Below are 17,869 nucleotides of genomic sequence, written 5' to 3'. Positions count from 1 at the left end.
CGGATCGCCACCCCGATCGGACGGGTGCTTGACGAGACCGGCAAGCTCACGGTCAGCTTGTCCAGCACGACAGCTTCCGGTCTTCTGATCGATGCTCGTCGCATGGATCTTGTTGCTTTTGCCGATGGACGTCGGGCCTTCCTGTTGAAGGGCGTGGAGGGAACGGCCATCGGAGGAGACGCGTATTCAGCACAGCGCCAGCCCGGAATCCGCCGAGCGTTCGCCCACAATTCGGGCGGCAGCGCCTGGGCGCCGTCTGTCGCAGCCCTGCTACGCACTGACAATGCATAACGGCAAACCCGTACGAACCTCTCTGCTCGCTTATCCCGGCTTGCTGCCGCTGCTGCTCAGCCGAAGCGCCTCGTCGTTCGGCGCCCAGATCCTGGCCGTCGCGGTGGGATGGCAGGTCTATGCGTTGACTCACCGCGCCTTCTCGCTCGGGCTGGTCGGGCTGGCGCAGTTCCTGCCGATGCTGCTGCTGATCTTCGTGGCGGGGCACGCCGCGGATCGCTTCGACCGCAGGCTCATTGCTGCCTTGTGCCAGATCGTGGAGACAGCAGTAGCGCTGTCGCTCGCGGCCTGCTCCATCTTGCACGCGCTGACGCCGGCGCTGATCTACGCGCTGGTGGCCCTGCTGGGTGCCGTGCGCGCCTTCGAGCTGCCGGCGATGCAGGCGCTGCTGCCCTCGCTGGTGCCGGCGGAGGTTTTCCCGCGCGCCGCCGCCCTGTATGCCTCGGTGTTCCAGACGGTGACGATCATCGGCCCCTCCCTGGGCGGCCTGCTCTACGGGGTCGGAGCGCCGGTGCCATACGGCTTCGCCGCCGGACTATTTGTGCTCGCCGCCTCCTGCGCGGCCGTGTTGCCGCCGCCGGCCGCGGCACCCCATCGCGAGCCGCCTAGCCTTCGCGCCGTGTTCGCGGGGCTCGCCTTCATCCGCGACCGCCCTGCGATCCTGGGCGCCATATCACTCGACCTGTTCGCCGTGCTGCTGGGGGGTGCAACGGCCCTGATGCCGGTCTATGCACGCGACATCCTGCACGCCGGACCGTTCGGGCTCGGCCTGCTGCGCGCAGCCCCCGCGGTCGGGGCACTCGGCGTCTCGCTGCTGCTGGCACGGCGTCCGATCAGGGCACATGCCGGTGCGAGGATGTTCGCCGCCGTCGGGCTGTTTGGTCTCGCCACCATCGGCTTCGGCCTGTCACGCTCGCTGCCGCTGTCGGTCGCCTGCCTGCTGGTGCTCGGCGGCGCCGATATCGTCAGCGTGGTGGTGCGCTCCAGCCTGGTGCAGCTCCAGACCCCCGATGCGATGCGCGGCCGGGTCTCGGCGGTGAACATGCTGTTCATCGGCAGCTCGAACCAGCTCGGCGAGTTCGAGAGTGGCAGCCTGGCCGCCCTGATCGGCGCCGTCCCGGCCGTCGTAGTGGGCGGCATAGGCACGATGCTGGTCGCCCTGCTATGGATGCGGCTGTTCCCAACGCTCCGCCGCCTCGACCGGCTGGACGCGCCGACCTGAAGGCAGAGCGCGATGCAGCATGCAACCGACGTCGTCACCGGCCTGATCCTGACCTTGTTCGACCTGATCGTGGCCGGCATCGCCGCCATCGAGGGCGCGCTGCGTCATGTGCTGATCCAGATCGGGATCGGCCACGAAGGCCAGACGCTGGTGCTGCTGGCTTGCGTTGCTGCTGATCGTCGCCGCCATCCGTATATTCGGCGGAATCTTCGCCATCCTGATCTGCGTGGTGCTGGTGCTGCTGATGCTGGACGTGCTGTTCCCGGGGCTCGGCACGCACGGCTGAACCGGCCGCTTCGCAGCGTGCCTTGATGGGGCACATTGCCCATTGTCTGCCTTGGAACCGGCGCGTGTGGTGAGACAATGTCGGCTTTGGCAGATGGAGGCTTCCTGGGATCAGTCATCGACAGCAATGGTATCGTCGAACCGGGTTTGCCGAGTAACGCCCTGCGGGTGACAAAAAGCGAGCTCGCGATCGCCTCGGGGCTCGGCATGCGGACCTATCTCGAAGGGATCGCCCGCGGCGGCTATGCGTGAGGCTCGCCCGCGTGGTCTACAGCCACCCGCACCGGCGGATGCTTCAAGCGGATGGGTCTGCCGGTGCTCTACACGTCCTGCCGCTTTGAGACCGCATGGTTGGAGGCGCAGCCGGCGGACAACAATGCCGCCATCATGAAACACTAAGCAGCGGCTTGGTTGGCCGACGCGGGACGCTTTTCGAAGCGCGGGTCAGCTCGAGCGGTGGCGCTCTACGCCATGAGCGGCGGCTGGGATCAGAACATCGCGCCCGGCCAATCGACGATCGCGCACCTAATCGAGGTGAGGGCCTCGGTCTGCGCCGAGAAACGCTCGACGTTCGGGAGCCGTCCAGCCTCCCAAAACGTGGCCACCCCCATGTTCTTCATCCGGAGCAGCTCGATCCCCCAGAACAGGTCGCCGAGCGTGACCGCGTCGCCGAACAGCCAGGGGCCGGGGCGGGCCTCGAGCCGGTCCTCGAATGATCTCAGAGCGCTTTCCGCCCAATTGTAGGCAGCGCGCATCGCGTCGGGCGAGAACAATGCCTGCGCCGCAGACAGCTCCTTCGCGCGTTTGGCGGTGTAGGCGGCGACCAGCGTCGCATCGCCGGCGTTCTCTTCGAGGTAGCTTTCGCACCAGGCGACCTTGCGCTGGGAGAACAGGCCGCCGACGCCGGTACGTGTCGTCTCGCTCTCTGAAGGGTTGGCCTTGCGCCCCATCAGGAGCTGGTAGTTCGGCATGTTATCGACGACCGCGAGCTCGTGGTCGATCGCCTCTGCCAATGACGCCGGACGCAGGCGGTCGGCGTCGGCGACGCAGCCGTCGAGGTGCAGGCAGATGCGCTTGGAGTCGACGACCACCTCGCTGGTCTGCCAATCGACCAAGGTTGGCACCACCGCGCCGTCGCAGCCGCCGGCGCTCATCGAGGTGCTGCCGGTGTGGTGCGAGACGAGTGCGCCGCCGACCGCCTCGCATCCGAGCATGCGCAGCCGCACGTAACCCGGCAGGTAGGTCTGACCGAGGAACATGTTCACGGTGTGGCCCAGCCAGGGAAGGCCGTGATGGGCAAGTACGGTGCGCACCTTCTGCGAGCAGATCGAGTTGGCGCCGTGAAACAGTTCGAAGCGCCGGTCAGCTCCGGTTTCGCCGATTGTAGCACCCCGGCTGTCGAGTGCCTGACGCGCTCCTTCGACCATCGTCTGCAGTGCCTGGTCCATCATGTCCTCCATGCAAGACGAGCGATACGGGAGCACTTCCCGCCGGGCGGCACGGCAGTCATCGCGCTACACGGCAGGGAATTCAAGCGGTGAGCCGGCAGGACTACAGCGTCAACCGACATGCCGACACGCAAGACCCGCGGACGACAACCGCGTCGTCGAGGACCTTGAGATGAACCTGAATCGTTGCTGCGGGCTCGACAGCTCCAGGCCTCGGCGCCGGTCGGATCGCGTCCGCGGATGGTGCACGACAACCAGCATGACTCTGCATATTGCTCTCTGCCTCCCCACTGTCCGGATGAGACCCGTGTGAGACGACCTGCGCCAGAACAAGCTCTGCGCAACTGCCTGGCAAAGCTACGACGCCATCGTCCATGCCTGCGAAACAGCGTGGAACTGGCTGATTGGGTGCGTGTCACTGTCGAGGCGGACTGGTATTGTTGGCGACGGGAATCTTGGTCATCGCCGTACCGAGCTTCGCGCATGGCGCCAGCGACATCTTTGCCCGGCGCCCAAGCAATCCAGCGTCGTGGACTGGGGCGTAGCGTGCCCGGGGACGTATCAGGGAGGATGCCATGCAAACGCCGATGACCCTCGTCGCGGAGGGACTGCAATTCCCCGAAGGTCCGGTGGTGATGCAGGACGGCAGCGTCATCCTGGTGGAGATCCGGCGGGGAACCCTGTCGCGGGTGCGGCCGGACGGCGCGGTCGACATCGTTGCCGAACTGGGCGGCGGTCCCAACGGGGCCGCGATCGGGCCCGATGGATCGGTCTATGTCTGCAACAATGGCGGGCGTTTCACCTGGCATGAGCGCGGCGTGCTGACCGTGCCCGGGCCGACGCCCCCCGGGCATGACGGCGGCTGCATCCAGCGCGTGGACCTCGCGACCGGTAGTGCGACGATCCTCTACGAGAGCTGGGAAGGCCGCCGGCTGCTGGCACCCAACGACCTGGTGTTCGACCATGCGGGCGGCTTCTGGTTCACCGACTATGGCACGTCGGACGCCGACGGCGCACGGTTCGGCGCGCTGTTCTACGCCCGCGCCGACGGCGCCTTCATCGCTCGCGCCGGCCGGCTGCCGAGCCCCAACGGCATCGGCCTCTCGCCGGACGGTCGCACCCTGTATGTGGCCGATACCCAGTCCGGGCGGATCTGGGGCTGCGACGTCGCCGGGCCGGGCGTGCTCGGCCCGGGCATGGCGCCGGGCCTGCCGGGACGCGTGGTCGCGCACCTGCCCGGCTATCAGCTGGTGGACAGCCTCGCGGTTGAGGCGGACGGCCGCATTTGCGTGGCAACCCTGATCAATGGCGGGATCACGATCTGCACGCCCCAAGGGGGTATACAGGATGATAGGCATGGTGAGACTGAGCACGTCCCGGTGCCCGATCCGATGGTCACGAACATCGCCTTCGGCGGCCCGGATATGAGGGACGCCTGGATCACCGCCTCAGCCACCGGTAGACTCTATCGCACCTATTGGCCTCGCCCAGGATTGAAGCTCGCCTACAACGTGTAGAGCCCACGGCCCGGACACAGTCCCGCTTGCGCCGTCATGTCATCATTGGCGCTCATCGTCCTTGCGTGAACGCGCGCCCAATAGACAGACGGTCCGGCAGTTTCAGCCGCAAGGCAGTGATCAGCACGGCCACTGCCTATCGCGCCGGCCCCGGTCTTGTCGCCGGTCACCCGGATCGAAGTCGGCGATGCCCGCGGCGACACTGGCGGCACGGAAGAGGCTGGAGCACACCATCGCCACGCTTCGGACCCGTAGCCGGGATACCATGCGCGCGGTGATAGAGGCGGCGGCCAGTACTGAGGAACTCGAGCTTTCATTGCAATAATGAATTGACAGGCGTCAACGCCGACCGCTCCGTCTCAGGCGAGGCGAACATCGAAGCGCGCCCCTGTCGCGCCATCGGACCCGGAGCAAGCCCAATCTATCCGCGGCCGCCGTCTCGGCGCCGAGCGTCACCGGGGTGATGCGGTCCCGCCGGGGGTGGCTGTCAGGGACCCGGAGCTCATAAACAAGGAGGCGACAGCGGCGGTTGAGAGCCTACAGAAGTGGCTCCGACTTGCAGATTAGGACGGCGATCTGCGATGGGTTGATTGAAAAGGGGTTTGCTCGATGTCCGTTCTGGAAGTTCGTCGCGTCGACGACGTTTTCGGCGTGGTTATGGGTGACGGCACTTGGCGACCGATCGAGGCGAACGGTGGGCCGGTCCGTCAATTCCTCGCCGGCTGGAGCCCAGCCCGCGTCATCGACGTGTTCGCACCCCTGCACATGCTCAGCCTGCAGCATCGCGACGGCGCCGAGGCCACCTGGATCCTTGATAGCGATATGCGCCGGCTCAGTGACACGATAGCGCGTATACCGGATCGCGACCGGCCGGTCCTGCGGGAGCGCGCAGAGGCCCTTCTTGGCCAGGTATTTGACCAAATCATTACCGCCCCTCGAATCGGCCGGTCGGACGACAGCGATGATCTGGCACTGCTCTGCGATACGACGATCATCGAGCTTGTCGTGCTGGCGGCGTCGGCCCGCGCTCCAGTTACCGTAATCAGGCTGGAGGATCCGGACGCGGACGCGGCGCTTGATCGATTTGATCTGCGCGCGACGAATCTGCGCGCGACGCTTTCGGGCTCACTGCCGGAGGCGTTCCGCCATCGTATGCAGTATGGGGCGCTGCCGCGCCCGTCGCCGTTCGACGGCAGGCCGATGGATGCCGAGATCGGGCTACCGCTGACCGATCGTTTGACCGCCTACCGCTTTGTAGATAGGGCGCGGCAACTCACGATCTACCTTTTGACACAGGATTATCACGACTGCACCACCGGGCTCTATATACCGAAACTCGGTCTCTACTGCACCTCCGGCATCAGTCCCGACATCCATACGCTGCTTGGGCTGCTGCTGGTGCACGCGACCCGGCATCAGCAGCGGCTGCTCCGCTACCTGTCGACGCCGTCACATGAAAAGGTGGCGGTGAATTTTGTAAGTGACTATCCAACATTGCACATTGGTCATGTGGTCTGGAACGAGTTGTCTGGCCTACAGGAGCTGATCGACACTCTGGATGCGGAGTTCCTGCCGCTGGTCTGCGTGTTAAATTCAAGTAACGGCAGCGAGGCATACGGGCCGCTCGACAGCCTGTTCCCCGAATATGTCGATAAGGTTGTTCGACCGGACGTACGGTGGTTGGACGCTGCAGCGCTGATCTACGATAGCGGCTGGTTCTTCATGCGTTACATGACCCGCTACGTTCCGAGCCGCGTTGGGGAACGCATCCAGGCGCTGCTGGCGGATGACCCGGTGCTTAGTCGTGACCGAGGTATCGCCCGCCGTCTCTTCGACGAAGGGCGGTCATGTGTTCTGCTCGGCTTGCGCGTCGGTAACCGTACGCTGGCCGACCTTGGCGGCTTCCTGGTGGATGCCATCGATCACCTGACCGACCGGTTGGGCCGGCTCACAATCGTCATCGACGGCATCAACAACCGCCTGGGCCTCGATGCGACCACCTCCTACGCGAGCTTTGGTCCGGCTGCTGGGGAAGAGCTTATCATCGAGGAGCTACGGCTCGTGTTCGAGTTGCGGCGCCGTTACAGCGTCACCCGCGATGTAGAGATCATCAGTACGGTGGGAGCTCCCATCGCCTGCGGGTTGTTCTGGGCTGCACAAAGCCGGTTCTTCGTAGCTCCGTGGGGGGCGGCGCTGGCCAAATATCGCTGGGTTTGCAACCGCCCCGGTTTCGTTGTGACCAACCGTGCGAACCTCGCGGCGCGCCAAGGCGACCTGTTGATCTATAACGACCCTCGCTTCGTCGAGGCGCCGAGCCCGATGCGCTTCGTCGAGCCGGACTTCGTGTCGGACGCACCAGGGCCGAGCGGCTTCCGCGCCAATTTCCGTATTGACCGGCAGGGTCTGCAAAAGGGGATCGACGAGCTGATCGACTTGACCACGCCGTCCTGATCTTCAAACCACCTGCCTCGCGACCATCGCCTTGATCGTCGAGGACCATTTCGGCCTGGTCCGCTTGCAGCAGCACACCGTCCCTGATTGCTCGGTTTTGATCAACGGCTTCGTCCGGGCAGGGCGTGGATGATAGCAGCGGTGACTGCCGGCGGCATCGTGGCGTCGATCGAAGTCAGCGCCGTCACCAGAATGATCCTTACGAGAACAGGAGGCGGTGGCGCCAACTTGGGGAGTTTTGATGATTTCAGGACAGGCTGGCTCGTGTACTTCTAATGGGCCGTCCCGGTATCCTGGGGTTCAGCCGCGCTGGGAGAAGAGTTGCTGTTTCGTGGCTTCCTGCTGAATACCCTCGCTTCCTTGATTGACAAGCAGCGCCAACATGCCTCCCCGCCGCCGTCTTGTTCGGTCTGCTTCATTTTTACCAAGGCTTCAGCGGAGCACTCGATGGCGGTGTCTTCGGCATGCTGCTTGGGATCGTTTGGCTGCTGAGCGGCCGCAACCTCTGGCCCGGCATAATCGTGCACGGATTGATGGATCCGTTCTTCAACACTGCAATCTTCTTCGGCTAGTTCAGCCTTGAACACCGACCGTGAGAGGCATGTCCGCCGTTATGATGGTGCACCCCCAAGATAGGCTTCCGCCAAGTCGCCGGCGTCGGCCATTGAAGCGGTGGCGCCCTCGAAGGCGACGGTGCCGCGGTTCAGCACGGTGCAGCGGGTCGTCAGCGCCGTGGCTAGGGCGACGTTCTGCTCCACCAGCAGCATGGTCATGCCGTCCTCGTGGCGGACTGTTTGCAGCATCTCGCGGATCTGGGCGATCGCGACCGGTGACAGCCCGCTCGACGGCTCGTCGAGCAGCAGCAGCCGGGGGGCGCCCATCAGCGAGCGGCAGATCGCCACCATCTGCTGCTCGCCGCCGCTGAAGCTGCCGGCGAGCTGACGCAGGCGCGCGCGCAGCCACGGCACGCGCCCGAGTACCGTCTCCAGCCGCGCACGCGCGATCCGCGACGGGCTGCCATAGGCGCCGAGCAGCAGGTTGTCCTCGACCGTCATCGCCTGGAACAATTGCCGCCCCTCGGGGCAGAGGGCAACGCCGCGGCGCACGATCTGGGCGGTGGTGAGCCGGCCGCAATCCTCGCCGGCAATGCGGATCGCGCCCGCGTCCAGCGGCAGCCGTCGCATGATCGCCCGCAGCAGGGTGGTCTTGCCGGCGCCGTTGGCCCCCAGCACCGAGACCGCCTCGCCGGCGGCGACACGCAAGCCAACCCCGCGCAGCGCGGGTGCGGCGCCAAAGCTGACCGCGAGCCCAACGATTTCCAGCATCGGCTCAGTGGCCAAGATAGCAGGCGATCACGTCGGGGTCATGGCGCACCGTCTCAGGGGTGCCCTCGATCAGCTTGCGGCCGGCATTCATCACCAGGATCCGCTCGGCCAGACCCATCATCAGGTGCATGTTATGCTCGACGATCAACACGCTGACTCCGAGCGTGTCGCGTATGCGGCGGATCGCCGCCGCCAGCGACGCGGCCTCGGACGGCGCCATGCCGACCGCGGGCTCGTCGAGCAGCAGCAGCACCGGGCGCGTCGCAAGAGCCACGGCGATCATCGCCAGGCGCTGCTCGGCGTTGGACAGGGTCGCGCACAGGGCCTCGCCACGTCCCGCAAGCCCGGTCAGCTCCAGCAGCGGCTCGAATTCCACGATGCCGGGCCGGCCGCTCGCCGCCGCTACCTCGAGATTGGCGCGCAGGGTCCAGCGCGCGAACAGCCGCGTCGTCTGGAAGGTCCGCGCCACGCCGGCCGCGACCGTGCGGTGCGCGGGCAGGCTCTCGATGCGGCGGCCACCCAGCCGGATGCTGCCGGCATTCGGACGGTAGGTGCCGCTGAGCAGACCGAGCAGCGTGGTCTTGCCGGAGCCGTTCGGGCCGATGATGCCGAGAATCGCCGACGGCTCGACCGACAGCGACACATCGTCCACGGCGCGCACGCCGCCGAAGGCACGGCTCAACCCGGCCACTTGAAGCAGGGCACTCAAGCGCGACGCAGCCTAGCCACGGCATCCAACCCGCTCATCAGGCCGCCCGGCACCAGGATCACCACGGCGATGAACACCACGCCGACCAGCAGCAGCCCGATTCCCGACGGCAGGTTGAGCAGATCGGGGACGCCGACGATGAACAGGCTGCCGAGCAGCGGTCCCAGCACCCGGCCGGCGCCCCCGACGCTGAGGGCCACGAACATCACGAAGCCGACGCTGTAGCCGAACATGTCGGGCGACAGCGTGCTGTTGTACTGCGCGATCAGCACGCCCGCGAGACCAGCGACGCAGGCCGAGAGCACGAAGCCGATCAGCTTGGTGCGCCCGGTGGGCACGCCGACATGCTCGGCCAGATCCTCGTCCTCGCGCACCGTGACCAGGCGTCGGCCGAGCCGGCTACGGCTGACGAAGCGCACCAGCATCAGCGACGCGGCGGCGCAGGCCGGGATCGCGGCGTTCAGCCAGGCATTGCTGCCGAATGCGAACAGGACGCTGGTGCCGAGCGGGCCGCCGGTGAGCCCGGCCCAGTTGTTCAGGACCAAAGCGGTGATCACCCCGAAGAACAGCGTACCGATGGCGAAATACTGACCGCGCGTGCGTGCGAAGATGACGCCGATGGCAAGACCGCTGACTCCCGCCGCGCCGACCGCGATCAGGGCGGCGAGCCAGAGCGGCAATCCGGCGTTGAGTGCGATCGCCGAGCCGTAGGCGCCGAGTCCGTAGAAGGCGCCCTGCACCAGGCTCGGATAGCCGCCGAGGCCGGCGATCAGGTTGAGGCCGCTGGTCGCGACCGTCCAGATCAGGATCGAGGCGAGCACGCTCGACCAGAACGAATTGACGCTGACCAGCAGCACCCAGCCCAGCACGCCGAGCAGGGCCAGGCCGCCATAGTCGCGCACCGCCACACGCTTAGGCGACACGGCGGGCGCCTCCGCCGAACAGGCCCGACGGCCGCACCACCAGCATCAGCAGCAGCAACAGGAAGCCGAACACCGTCTGGTAGGCGGCGGAGACATAGACCGCGCCGAGCGTCTCCACCACGCCGAGCAGCAGGCCGCCCAACATCGCACCCCAGACATTGCCAAGGCCGCCGAGGATGACGACGACGAAGGCGTTCAGCAGCACCGCATCCGCCATGTAGGGGAACACCGCGTAGGTCGGCGCGTAGGCGAAGGCCGCGACCCCTGCCAGCAGGCCGGAGACGAAGAAGGCGGTCATGTATTGCGTCTGCGGGCTGATCCCGAGCAGGGAGGCGGCCTCGCTGTTCTGCGACACCGCGCGGATCGCGCGCCCGACCGAGGTCCGGTGCAGGAACAATTGCACCGCCGCCAGCGACACAGCCGCGGCCAGCAGCAGCGCCAACGCGACCCCGGAGATGTGGATGCCACCAAACCGCAGCAGCGCGCCCTCATAGGGTGGCGACAGCGAGACATGATCCCCACCCCAGATCGCGAGCGCGGTATTGTCGAGCACCAGCAGCAACCCGAGGGCCACCACGGGGGCGGCGAGCGGCCGGGTGCGCACGAAGCGGTAGGCGAGCCGCTCGGTTGCCGCCGACAGCACGCCGGCGAACAGCACGCCGCCGAGCACCGCCAGCCAGAATGTCAGGCCTAGTCCACGCTGCAGCCAGAGCATGACGTAGGCGGCGAGGGTGATCACCCCGGCCTGGGCGAAGTTCGGCACGTCCATTACCCCGAACACCAGGGTCAAGCCGCTGCCAAGCAGTGCGAACAGCGCGCCGAGCACGATGCCGTCGACGAGGGTCTGGGCCAGCAAGCCTCAGGGTCCCGTGCAGCCGTTCTGCACGATCTGCTGGCGGGTGACCTCGAGCCCCTGCATGAAGAACAGGAAGGCGGCGCCGATGGTCTTCGCTTGCGGGCACCAGCGCACGCCCTCGGCCAGGGTCTGGGCGTCGCGGTCGTGGAACAGCTTGCCGTCCTTGGTCGGGATCCAGCCGCTGATGGTATGCGGCGGCACCTTCATCGTCAGCATCGCGTTGTAGATCGCGACCCGGTCGGTGACGCTGCCCGCCTTCTGCATGGCGGCGACCAGCACGAACGGCGCGTCATAGGCCCACATCGTCAGGTCGTCGGGATATTCCTTGAAGCGGCTGAGGAAGGCCTTGAAGAACGCCTGGGTGGCCGGATCGGTCGAGGTCTGCGGCAGCGATCCGGCGAAATCGTAGCTGTCCAGCATGACATCGTTGTAGAGCGGATCGCCAATGATCTGCTTGGCCTGGGTCGGCGTGGCACCGGCATTATGCAGCACCGGCACGCCGCGCACGCCGGACTGATAGAGCTGCTTGGCGACCGGCAGCACCTCCTGGGTAACGCCGCCGAGATAGATCGCATCCGGCTTGGCCGCCATCGCGGTCTGGATGAAGGGCGCAAAATCGGTGGTGTTGGGCGGATAGTTGACGTCGGAGACGACATCGAGCCCGTACTGCTTGGCGGCCTTCTTCATCCAGATCTCGAGCCCCTTCGAATAGGGGTCGGCAGCCGAGCCGATGAAGCTGATGCGCTGCTTGTGCAGCACGTTCTTCAGGTACCAGACGCCACCCGGAACATAGGCGGGGGTGTCCGACCGCAACAGAAACACGTGCTTGTTGACGTCGAGGATGCTCGGATAGGTGCTGTCGAGGATGTTGAGCACCGGCAACGGCGCGCGCCGGAACTGGGCGCCATAGATGCGGGTGTTGTCGGCCAGGACCAGCACCGGCACGTGATCGACCTCGACGAGCTGGCGATAGTCCGAGATGCCGACGGTCGCCGGCGCGGACTCGTCGTCCAGCACCTTCACCGCGAGCGTGTGCTGCTTGCCGGCGACCTTGAAGCCGCCCCCGGCATTGATCGCCTCGATGGCCATCTGCATGGCATCGCGCTCAGGCGGCCCGAGGGTGGAGAACAGACCCGACAAGGGCAGGATGGCGCCGACTGTGACCGTGCTGCTGTCCGCAGCACTTGCCCTGGCGATCGGCAGACTCAGGCAGGCGGCAAAGACCGCCGCTGCGATGCGGTTTCGAGACATGCGCATTCCCCCGGATCGGCCCCTTGCTGAGCCTTTAGACGAAGCTTGGACGGGGGCTTACCGCTGGTCAAGCAGGCGCAGCCGATCGCGGTAGACCAAGCTGAATGTCCGCTTTCGCGTCAAAGCGGGCGTTGACTCCGACGTCACCCACTCAGTCGCGCCTCCTATCCGGTCTGACACATCGGGCACCAGTATAGCGTCCGCCCCGCCATCGGCTCGGCCAGCACCGGCGTCCCGCACACCCGACAGGGCCGCCCCGCCCGATGCGCCACGTAGCTCGCATCCTGCCTGCGTATCTTGCCCGAAGCACGCCCCCGGTGCTCGGGTTCGGTCGTCACGATCCGGCCGGTCTCAACCCCGTCTTGCAGCAGCGCCGCGAGATCCGTCCACAGCGCGTCCCAAACCGCCGCCGAGATCTCCCGTCCGGGCCGATGCGGATCGAGCCGCGCCCGAAACAGGACCTCCGCGCGATAGATGTTGCCGATCCCCGCCACGATGTCCTGCCGCATCAGCAACAGTCCAACTGCCGAGCGCGACGCATGGACCTTGGTGAACGCCCGCCGCGGATCGGCATCGTCACGCAAGGGATCTTCGCCCAGCCGCTGCATCGCGACCGCTTTCTCTGCAGACGAGAGCACCACGCACGCCGTGGGCCCGCTCAGATCGGCCACGTTGCTCTGCGTCAGCAGCCGCAACCGCACCAACCCCCGAGGCTCCGGCGGAAACAGGACCTCCTCACGCGCGGCAAGCCGCGACACACGACGCCCGAAACCCGCCAGTCCCGGCCCGGCGAACCGCCACATCCCATACAGCCCCAGATGAACCCGCAGCCAATGCTCGCCGGAGAACATCAGGAACATCTGCTTGCCGTGCGCTTCGGTCGCCCGCAGCACCCGCCCGTCCAGCAGCGCCGCGCCGTCTGCAAACCGTCCCTGCGGACTGCTCGCCTGCACTGTCTTGCCGACGAACCGCGCCGCGAACGCGCCCGCAAGCCGGTGCACCGTATGTCCTTCAGGCATCCACTCCCTTTCGCCGGTCTGGCCTGGCGCAACCTGCCCGCCTGAACCTCAGTAGCCTCTGACAGAGTTAGCGCGTCCTCGGCATCCACCCCCAGGTAACGCACCGTACTCTCAAGCTTGGTATGGCCAAGCAGGATCTGCACGGCCCGCAGATTGCCTGTCCGCTTGTAGATCAGCGCCACCTTTGTCCGGCGCAGGCTACGGGTGCCGTAGGCCAGGCGTCCCAGGCCGACGCTCTCAACCCAATCACCCACCAATCGGGCATAGTCGCGCGCACTGATGTGATCGGCACCGTCTTGTGCGGCTGGGAAATACGTAAGCCTGTAGATCGCCCCCGCGGTGCGTGAGCCAGGCGATCAGGCTCTCTCGCGTCTCGTCGGTAAGCTCGAACTGTATCGGCTTTCGGGGTTTTCTGCTGGACAATCGTTGCCCGGTGCCGAGCAGCGGCGTTGGTCATGAGCTGACCGATGCGTAGCTGCACCAGGTGACACCCGCGCAGCTTGCTAGCGATGGCGAGGTCAAACATGGCGAGGTCCCTGATCCGGCTCTCTCGCTGAAGGTTGAGGCGGATAGACCAAACCTGCCTGGGTTTCAGCGGCGGTTCAGGCCCGACGAAGGCACCCTTGTTCCACGGCACTACCGGTCGACTGGTTGTTGGCAGACTTCCTGATAGCACGCGCTCCATAATCCGTCTCCTAAGCCGCGGGATTGCAGCTCAGGGGACGCAGGAATTGGTGAGCAGAACGCCCTGGCCGAGAGCGGCCGGTCCGGTGTGGCGAGGATAACTGGAAAAAGCGGGCATAAGTCTCGCAGGTGGAGGCAGCCGTCTTTTGTTCATGCAGTCGCGCTGAGACCGAGCTGGGACCACACTTGCAGACGTCAATCGATTGAGCATATATTTTGCTCAAAGGAGCAATCAATGACGCGCGCTCAGACCATCTCCCGAGGCGGATCAAAAGGCCTTTCAGGCGGGAAAAAAGCCCGCAGTCCACAAGGAAGAGAGGCAAGCAAGCGTTGACTGCCAAAGGGAAAGTGACGGTGCGCCGCGGTCCCAAGATCAATCTGATCGCCAAGGATGGCCGATTGTTTGCGCGGTTCAAGCCGACTGAAGAGGGATTTGTCACCCTCTACACGGCGCCTGTCTTGACGCAGGTCGAGTGGGTCAAAAGTGGGATTGGTGCTCGTGACGCAAAGATCATCCTCGATCAATTGCGCGTTCCGCGGGGTGAAGCATTGAGTGCGCTGCAAATCCCAGCGGCGACGGTAAACCGGAAGGCCAAGACCAACGCCTCTCTTTCCCTTGCCGAAGGCGAGCGTGTGTTGGGGGTAGGTCGCCTGCTTGGGCAAGTACAGACGATGGTTCGGGAATCTGGAAACCCAGAAGGTTTCAATGCTTCGGCCTGGTTGTCGGCGTGGATGAGCGCGCCGGTGCCAGCGCTGGGTGGTGCCCGTCCGCTGGACCTCATGAACACGATGACGGGTCAGGCGTTGGTCTCGCAGGTGCTCTCGCAAATGCAGAGCGGCGCCTACGCTTGAGCAGGATCGCTTATCGGATCGGCATGGACACACCGGCCTATGAGGCGAATGATCTTAGCGGAAAAGGCGCGGAGATCACGGGCGGTCGCTGGAACGAAAAGGGGCTTGCGGTGGTCTATGCTGCGGAAAACCGATCGCTCGCATGTCTTGAAACGCTGATACACCTCGCCGCGGGCGGCCTTCCGTTCAACCGCTACCTGGTCGAGATTTCGATACCTGATCCGGTCTGGGCTAACGCACGGCGGGAGACCGCGACGAGCCTGCCCGTAGGCTGGGATGCCGAGCCGGCAAGCCGCACGAGCATCGTCTTTGGCGTGGGATGGTTGCGGAGCGGAAACTCGGCGGTTCTGGTGATCCCCTCGACCATCGTGCCGGAGGAGTGTTCCGTGCTGATCAACCCGGCCCATCCGGACAGCGCCACTATCAGCGCCGTAAAGTCCCGCCGCTGGCTCTACGATCCCCGCTTGACGCACCACTCCGCCTAGGCAGCGGTAAGCCGATTAAGGATTTGTCCTTTTCGCCACGGACTTTCCTGGTGCCCAGATTTTCGTGTAATCTTTATCAAGGACTGAGCACCGGCAACGAAGCGCGCCGGACCTGGGCGGCATAGATCCGGGTGTTGTCGGCCAGAACCGGGACAGAGACGTGATCGACCTCGACGAGCTGGCGGTAGTCCGAGATGCCGACGGTCGCGGGGGCAGACTCGTCGTCCAGCACCTTCACCGCGATCGTGTGCTGCTTGCCGGCCACCTTGAAGCCGCCGCCGGAATTGATCGCCTCAATGGCCATCTGCATGGCGTCAAGCTCGGGCGGCCCGAGGGTGGAGAACAGACCCGACAAGGGCAGGATGGCCCCGACCGTAGCTGTGCCGCTGCCCGCAACGCTGGCCCTTGCGCCCGGCAGGCTCAGGCAGGCTCAGGCAGGCTCAGGCAGGCTCAGGCAGGCTCAGGCAGGCTCAGGCAGGCGGCAAAGGCCGTCGCTGCGATGCGGTTGCGAGACATGCGCGTATTCCGTATTCCCCCCGGACTGACCCCTTGCCGAGGCGTTCCGCTAAGCTCGGACGGGGGCTACGGAGCAGTCAAGCGGGCGTGATCGAGAGTAGTGGAGCAGGTTGAACTTTCGCTTCCGAGCCGCCTGGGACAGATTGCTTGGCCGCCGGGACGGCTTCTGGCCGGGAGCGGACTGTCCGGTATCGAGCGTAGACTGAAAGAAGTGGCCATCCATCTCTGCATTATAGACCAGACGTGGACCGACTCATCACAGCGAGGAGACGCAGAATGCAGAGCCTTCGGTTCGACCTGAATGAGCCTGGACAGCCTTGAAAGGGTCTTCAGCGTGGAAGACATCACAGCGGATCTCAATCGGATCTTGAAGGAGCATGTCGAAGTCGGCGAGGCGCTCAAGCTCATAGTTGCTTCGCCGTTGCTCGGTCGCGAAACCCTGTCCGCTGCGCTAGGTGAACTATCGGAGCACCTCATCGCGCGCCTGATTGGTGGAAGCCGAACGAACCGGAGCAACAACGGCTCTGATCTGACCGGGCCGCTCGGTGAAAGAATTGAGGTCAAGTCCCGTCAACTCAGCAGGTGGGGGGAAAGTCTGATGTTCGATTTCAGTAGGCACACAGTGTCGGCATCCGAGGCCTACTGTGTCGCCTGGGACGACACGGTAGCACCGCCGGTAGTGCATGCCGCCTATCGAGGAGCAGTCGCTGAGTTCAAAGAGCGCTGGGGCGTGCGGGGCCAGTCGACCTACTCGATCCGTACAAACCTTCGGAAGCTACGAGCGGCAGTTGATGGAGTGGGATCCAGTTTGGCGTAGTTAAACGGCTCAGAACCTGGCCGGGAGCGGAATGGCAGCTATAGGACGGCAGGACCGGTAAAACGGCGCTTGTGAAACTTGGGATCTCTGGTATTTCCACACGAAATGAGCGTTCCAAAACTAGCTGCCGTCTATTTTTGCAAAACCGTATTGGCTTTGCTGGTAAGCCGAGAACCAGAGCCCACTACTTGCGTTCCACCGGGGCCGAAAGCGGACGAATCCTGACGAGCTTTATTCTGTCTTTCTCCTTCTGGCAGCCGCATTGATCGGCTCCCAATTATGATCGTAGCCACCGACATTCATCATATAAGCCTTGACGGCCGTACCCTGAATTTTCGATAGAATTCGATGGCGATGGGACAGGTCGACACGTGAGCCGAAGAATATCTGCTTCACGGGCTGAAGGCTTCCGGTCCTGACTTGACCGACCGGTCCCAGCACACGCCACTCGCGCTCGTAGGCCCAATTGTATTTCTTCTGCGAGAGGATGCGGATTGCGGCGGTTGTGGCATTACTCGTGTGGCTTGGAGATATGAGCGGTGGTTCCTCTGCATAGGCAAGTCGGACAAGATTCACGTGATGTGGAAGCCCGGCAAGTAGGTCCCTGGTGGAGTATGAAAGGCACACACCGGTGTAATTGCCCGCGTAGTGGGCCCACATCAAAACGTTCTCGTATGTTTCGGTGAAACATGCGATGCCCACGCTAGACTTGCTACTCGTAATCTCGCGGACGATTTTCTTATAATCAGTTTTTCCTGCGAGAAGCTGGCTGGGACGGTAGAACCCTTCCATCGGATCGTTCATGCCCTGGAACGATGAGCAATACAGGTAATTGTTCAAAATGGAGTCGATCTCCTGATCTACTGCATTCTCGCTGCGGTTTAAAGATCGATATCGATATAACCGCGGAGGCACGATTGGTAATGGTACTTCGGCCATAATCCCTCACAAATCTATCGGTATGGTGGTCTTAACTTATTGGAGCACGCCTTAAATTGTCAGTCGAATTTGCGGAAAAATGTTCACTTCCTGCCGCCGAAGAGTGGTCTGATAGCCCCGGCGCCCGGATCCAGACCAAATTTTGCTTCACGCAGGACGAGGCGCCGTTAGTCAAGGTCTGCTTTCGGGCGGCGGCCGAGTTTCGTGGTGCGTGCGAGATAGGCGCAAAGCGGCCTGCGATAGACATGGGCTGAGTATGTCCGGTTGCGTCATTCAAGA

18 protein-coding genes and 1 pseudogene are annotated in these 17,869 nt (G+C 64.5%); 10 read left to right on the top strand and 9 right to left on the bottom strand.

All coding sequences use genetic code 11. From position 1 onward, the window contains the following. The first annotated feature begins 24 nt into the window (after positions 1-24). Genes ACQY4K_RS12840 through ACQY4K_RS12825 form a run of 4 tightly spaced genes read left to right on the top strand, consistent with a single transcriptional unit; the run spans position 25 to position 2,050 of the window. Complete coding sequence (locus ACQY4K_RS12840) at positions 25-291, top strand: hypothetical protein (RefSeq protein ID WP_428390591.1); 267 nt, start codon at positions 25-27, stop codon at positions 289-291. Continuing rightward, complete coding sequence (locus tag ACQY4K_RS12835) at positions 284-1,513, top strand: MFS transporter (RefSeq protein ID WP_428390590.1); 1,230 nt, start codon at positions 284-286, stop codon at positions 1,511-1,513. Before ACQY4K_RS12840 ends, ACQY4K_RS12835 begins: the two co-directional genes overlap by 8 nt. A 12-nt stretch (positions 1,514-1,525) precedes the next feature. Then, complete coding sequence (locus tag ACQY4K_RS12830) at positions 1,526-1,825, top strand: hypothetical protein (RefSeq protein ID WP_428390589.1); 300 nt, start codon at positions 1,526-1,528, stop codon at positions 1,823-1,825. A 51-nt stretch (positions 1,826-1,876) separates the two neighbouring features. Further along, positions 1,877-2,050 (top strand): hypothetical protein, encoded by a 174-nt coding sequence (locus ACQY4K_RS12825; RefSeq protein WP_428390588.1) that lies wholly within the window; start codon positions 1,877-1,879, stop codon positions 2,048-2,050. Between the two features lie 236 nt (positions 2,051-2,286). On the opposite strand, the gene ACQY4K_RS12820 is transcribed toward ACQY4K_RS12825, so the two are convergent. Continuing rightward, on the bottom strand, positions 2,287-3,249 hold the full coding sequence (locus ACQY4K_RS12820; protein WP_428390587.1) for a glutathione S-transferase family protein: 963 nt from the start codon (positions 3,247-3,249) through the stop codon (positions 2,287-2,289). Positions 3,250-3,821: 572 nt separating this feature from the next. Between ACQY4K_RS12820 and ACQY4K_RS12815 the strand changes: the two genes are divergently transcribed. From ACQY4K_RS12815 to ACQY4K_RS12805, 3 genes and pseudogenes are all read left to right on the top strand, one after another. Further along, a complete protein-coding gene (locus ACQY4K_RS12815; RefSeq protein WP_428390586.1) occupies positions 3,822-4,763 on the top strand; it encodes an SMP-30/gluconolactonase/LRE family protein in 942 nt (313 codons plus the stop codon). Between the two features lie 609 nt (positions 4,764-5,372). After that, positions 5,373-7,214, top strand: a complete 1,842-nt coding sequence (locus tag ACQY4K_RS12810; protein ID WP_428390585.1) for a hypothetical protein — start codon at positions 5,373-5,375, stop codon at positions 7,212-7,214. Between the two features lie 398 nt (positions 7,215-7,612). Further along, positions 7,613-7,786, top strand: a pseudogene (locus ACQY4K_RS12805) (CPBP family intramembrane glutamic endopeptidase); the annotation flags it as partial. Positions 7,787-7,825: 39 nt separating this feature from the next. Here ACQY4K_RS12805 and ACQY4K_RS12800 read toward each other — a convergent pair. The 6 genes from ACQY4K_RS12800 to ACQY4K_RS12775 all read right to left on the bottom strand — a co-directional run bounded on the left by ACQY4K_RS12800 (position 7,826) and on the right by ACQY4K_RS12775 (position 13,297). Next, the gene (locus ACQY4K_RS12800) at positions 7,826-8,539 is read right to left on the bottom strand and encodes an ABC transporter ATP-binding protein (protein WP_428390584.1); all 714 of its coding nucleotides are present in this window, start codon (positions 8,537-8,539) and stop codon (positions 7,826-7,828) included. 4 nt (positions 8,540-8,543) lie between these two features. Beyond that, entirely contained in the window at positions 8,544-9,248 is a 705-nt protein-coding gene (locus ACQY4K_RS12795) for an ABC transporter ATP-binding protein (RefSeq protein ID WP_428390583.1), read from the bottom strand. Next, complete coding sequence (locus ACQY4K_RS12790) at positions 9,245-10,171, bottom strand: branched-chain amino acid ABC transporter permease (protein WP_428390582.1); 927 nt, start codon at positions 10,169-10,171, stop codon at positions 9,245-9,247. The genes ACQY4K_RS12795 and ACQY4K_RS12790 overlap by 4 nt, the downstream gene beginning before the upstream one ends. After that, a complete protein-coding gene (locus tag ACQY4K_RS12785; protein WP_428390581.1) occupies positions 10,161-11,027 on the bottom strand; it encodes a branched-chain amino acid ABC transporter permease in 867 nt (288 codons plus the stop codon). Before ACQY4K_RS12785 ends, ACQY4K_RS12790 begins: the two co-directional genes overlap by 11 nt. 3 nt (positions 11,028-11,030) lie before the next feature. Further along, entirely contained in the window at positions 11,031-12,278 is a 1,248-nt protein-coding gene (locus tag ACQY4K_RS12780; RefSeq protein ID WP_428390580.1) for an ABC transporter substrate-binding protein, read from the bottom strand. Between the two features lie 164 nt (positions 12,279-12,442). Next, positions 12,443-13,297 carry an Fpg/Nei family DNA glycosylase gene (locus ACQY4K_RS12775; protein WP_428390579.1) on the bottom strand — a complete coding sequence of 285 codons (855 nt, stop codon included), beginning with the start codon at positions 13,295-13,297 and terminating at the stop codon, positions 12,443-12,445. 1,014 nt (positions 13,298-14,311) lie between these two features. On the opposite strand from ACQY4K_RS12775, the gene ACQY4K_RS12770 reads away from it, so the two are divergent. Beyond that, the gene (locus tag ACQY4K_RS12770; RefSeq protein WP_428390578.1) at positions 14,312-14,833 is read left to right on the top strand and encodes an antitoxin Xre/MbcA/ParS toxin-binding domain-containing protein; all 522 of its coding nucleotides are present in this window, start codon (positions 14,312-14,314) and stop codon (positions 14,831-14,833) included. Further along, the gene (locus tag ACQY4K_RS12765) at positions 14,830-15,318 is read left to right on the top strand and encodes an RES family NAD+ phosphorylase (RefSeq protein ID WP_428390577.1); all 489 of its coding nucleotides are present in this window, start codon (positions 14,830-14,832) and stop codon (positions 15,316-15,318) included. The genes ACQY4K_RS12770 and ACQY4K_RS12765 overlap by 4 nt, the downstream gene beginning before the upstream one ends. Positions 15,319-15,394: 76 nt before the next feature. Here the strand turns inward: ACQY4K_RS12765 and ACQY4K_RS12760 are convergent, their stop codons facing one another. Next, positions 15,395-15,736 carry an ABC transporter substrate-binding protein gene (locus ACQY4K_RS12760; protein WP_428396111.1) on the bottom strand — a complete coding sequence of 114 codons (342 nt, stop codon included), beginning with the start codon at positions 15,734-15,736 and terminating at the stop codon, positions 15,395-15,397. A gap of 399 nt (positions 15,737-16,135) precedes the next feature. Between ACQY4K_RS12760 and ACQY4K_RS12755 the strand changes: the two genes are divergently transcribed. Continuing rightward, positions 16,136-16,651, top strand: coding sequence for a hypothetical protein (locus ACQY4K_RS12755; protein WP_428390576.1), 516 nt, complete (start codon positions 16,136-16,138; stop codon positions 16,649-16,651). A 231-nt stretch (positions 16,652-16,882) separates the two neighbouring features. On the opposite strand, the gene ACQY4K_RS12750 is transcribed toward ACQY4K_RS12755, so the two are convergent. After that, positions 16,883-17,590: a DUF2971 domain-containing protein gene (locus ACQY4K_RS12750; protein WP_428390575.1), complete on the bottom strand. Its 708-nt coding sequence runs from the start codon at positions 17,588-17,590 to the stop codon at positions 16,883-16,885. Between the last annotated feature and the right edge of the window lie 279 nt (positions 17,591-17,869).

The sequence above is a fragment of the Lichenicoccus sp. genome (assembly GCF_965276875.1).
Classification (GTDB): Bacteria; Pseudomonadota; Alphaproteobacteria; order Acetobacterales; family Acetobacteraceae; genus Lichenicoccus.
This window is presented reverse-complemented; position numbering and strand designations above follow the sequence as displayed.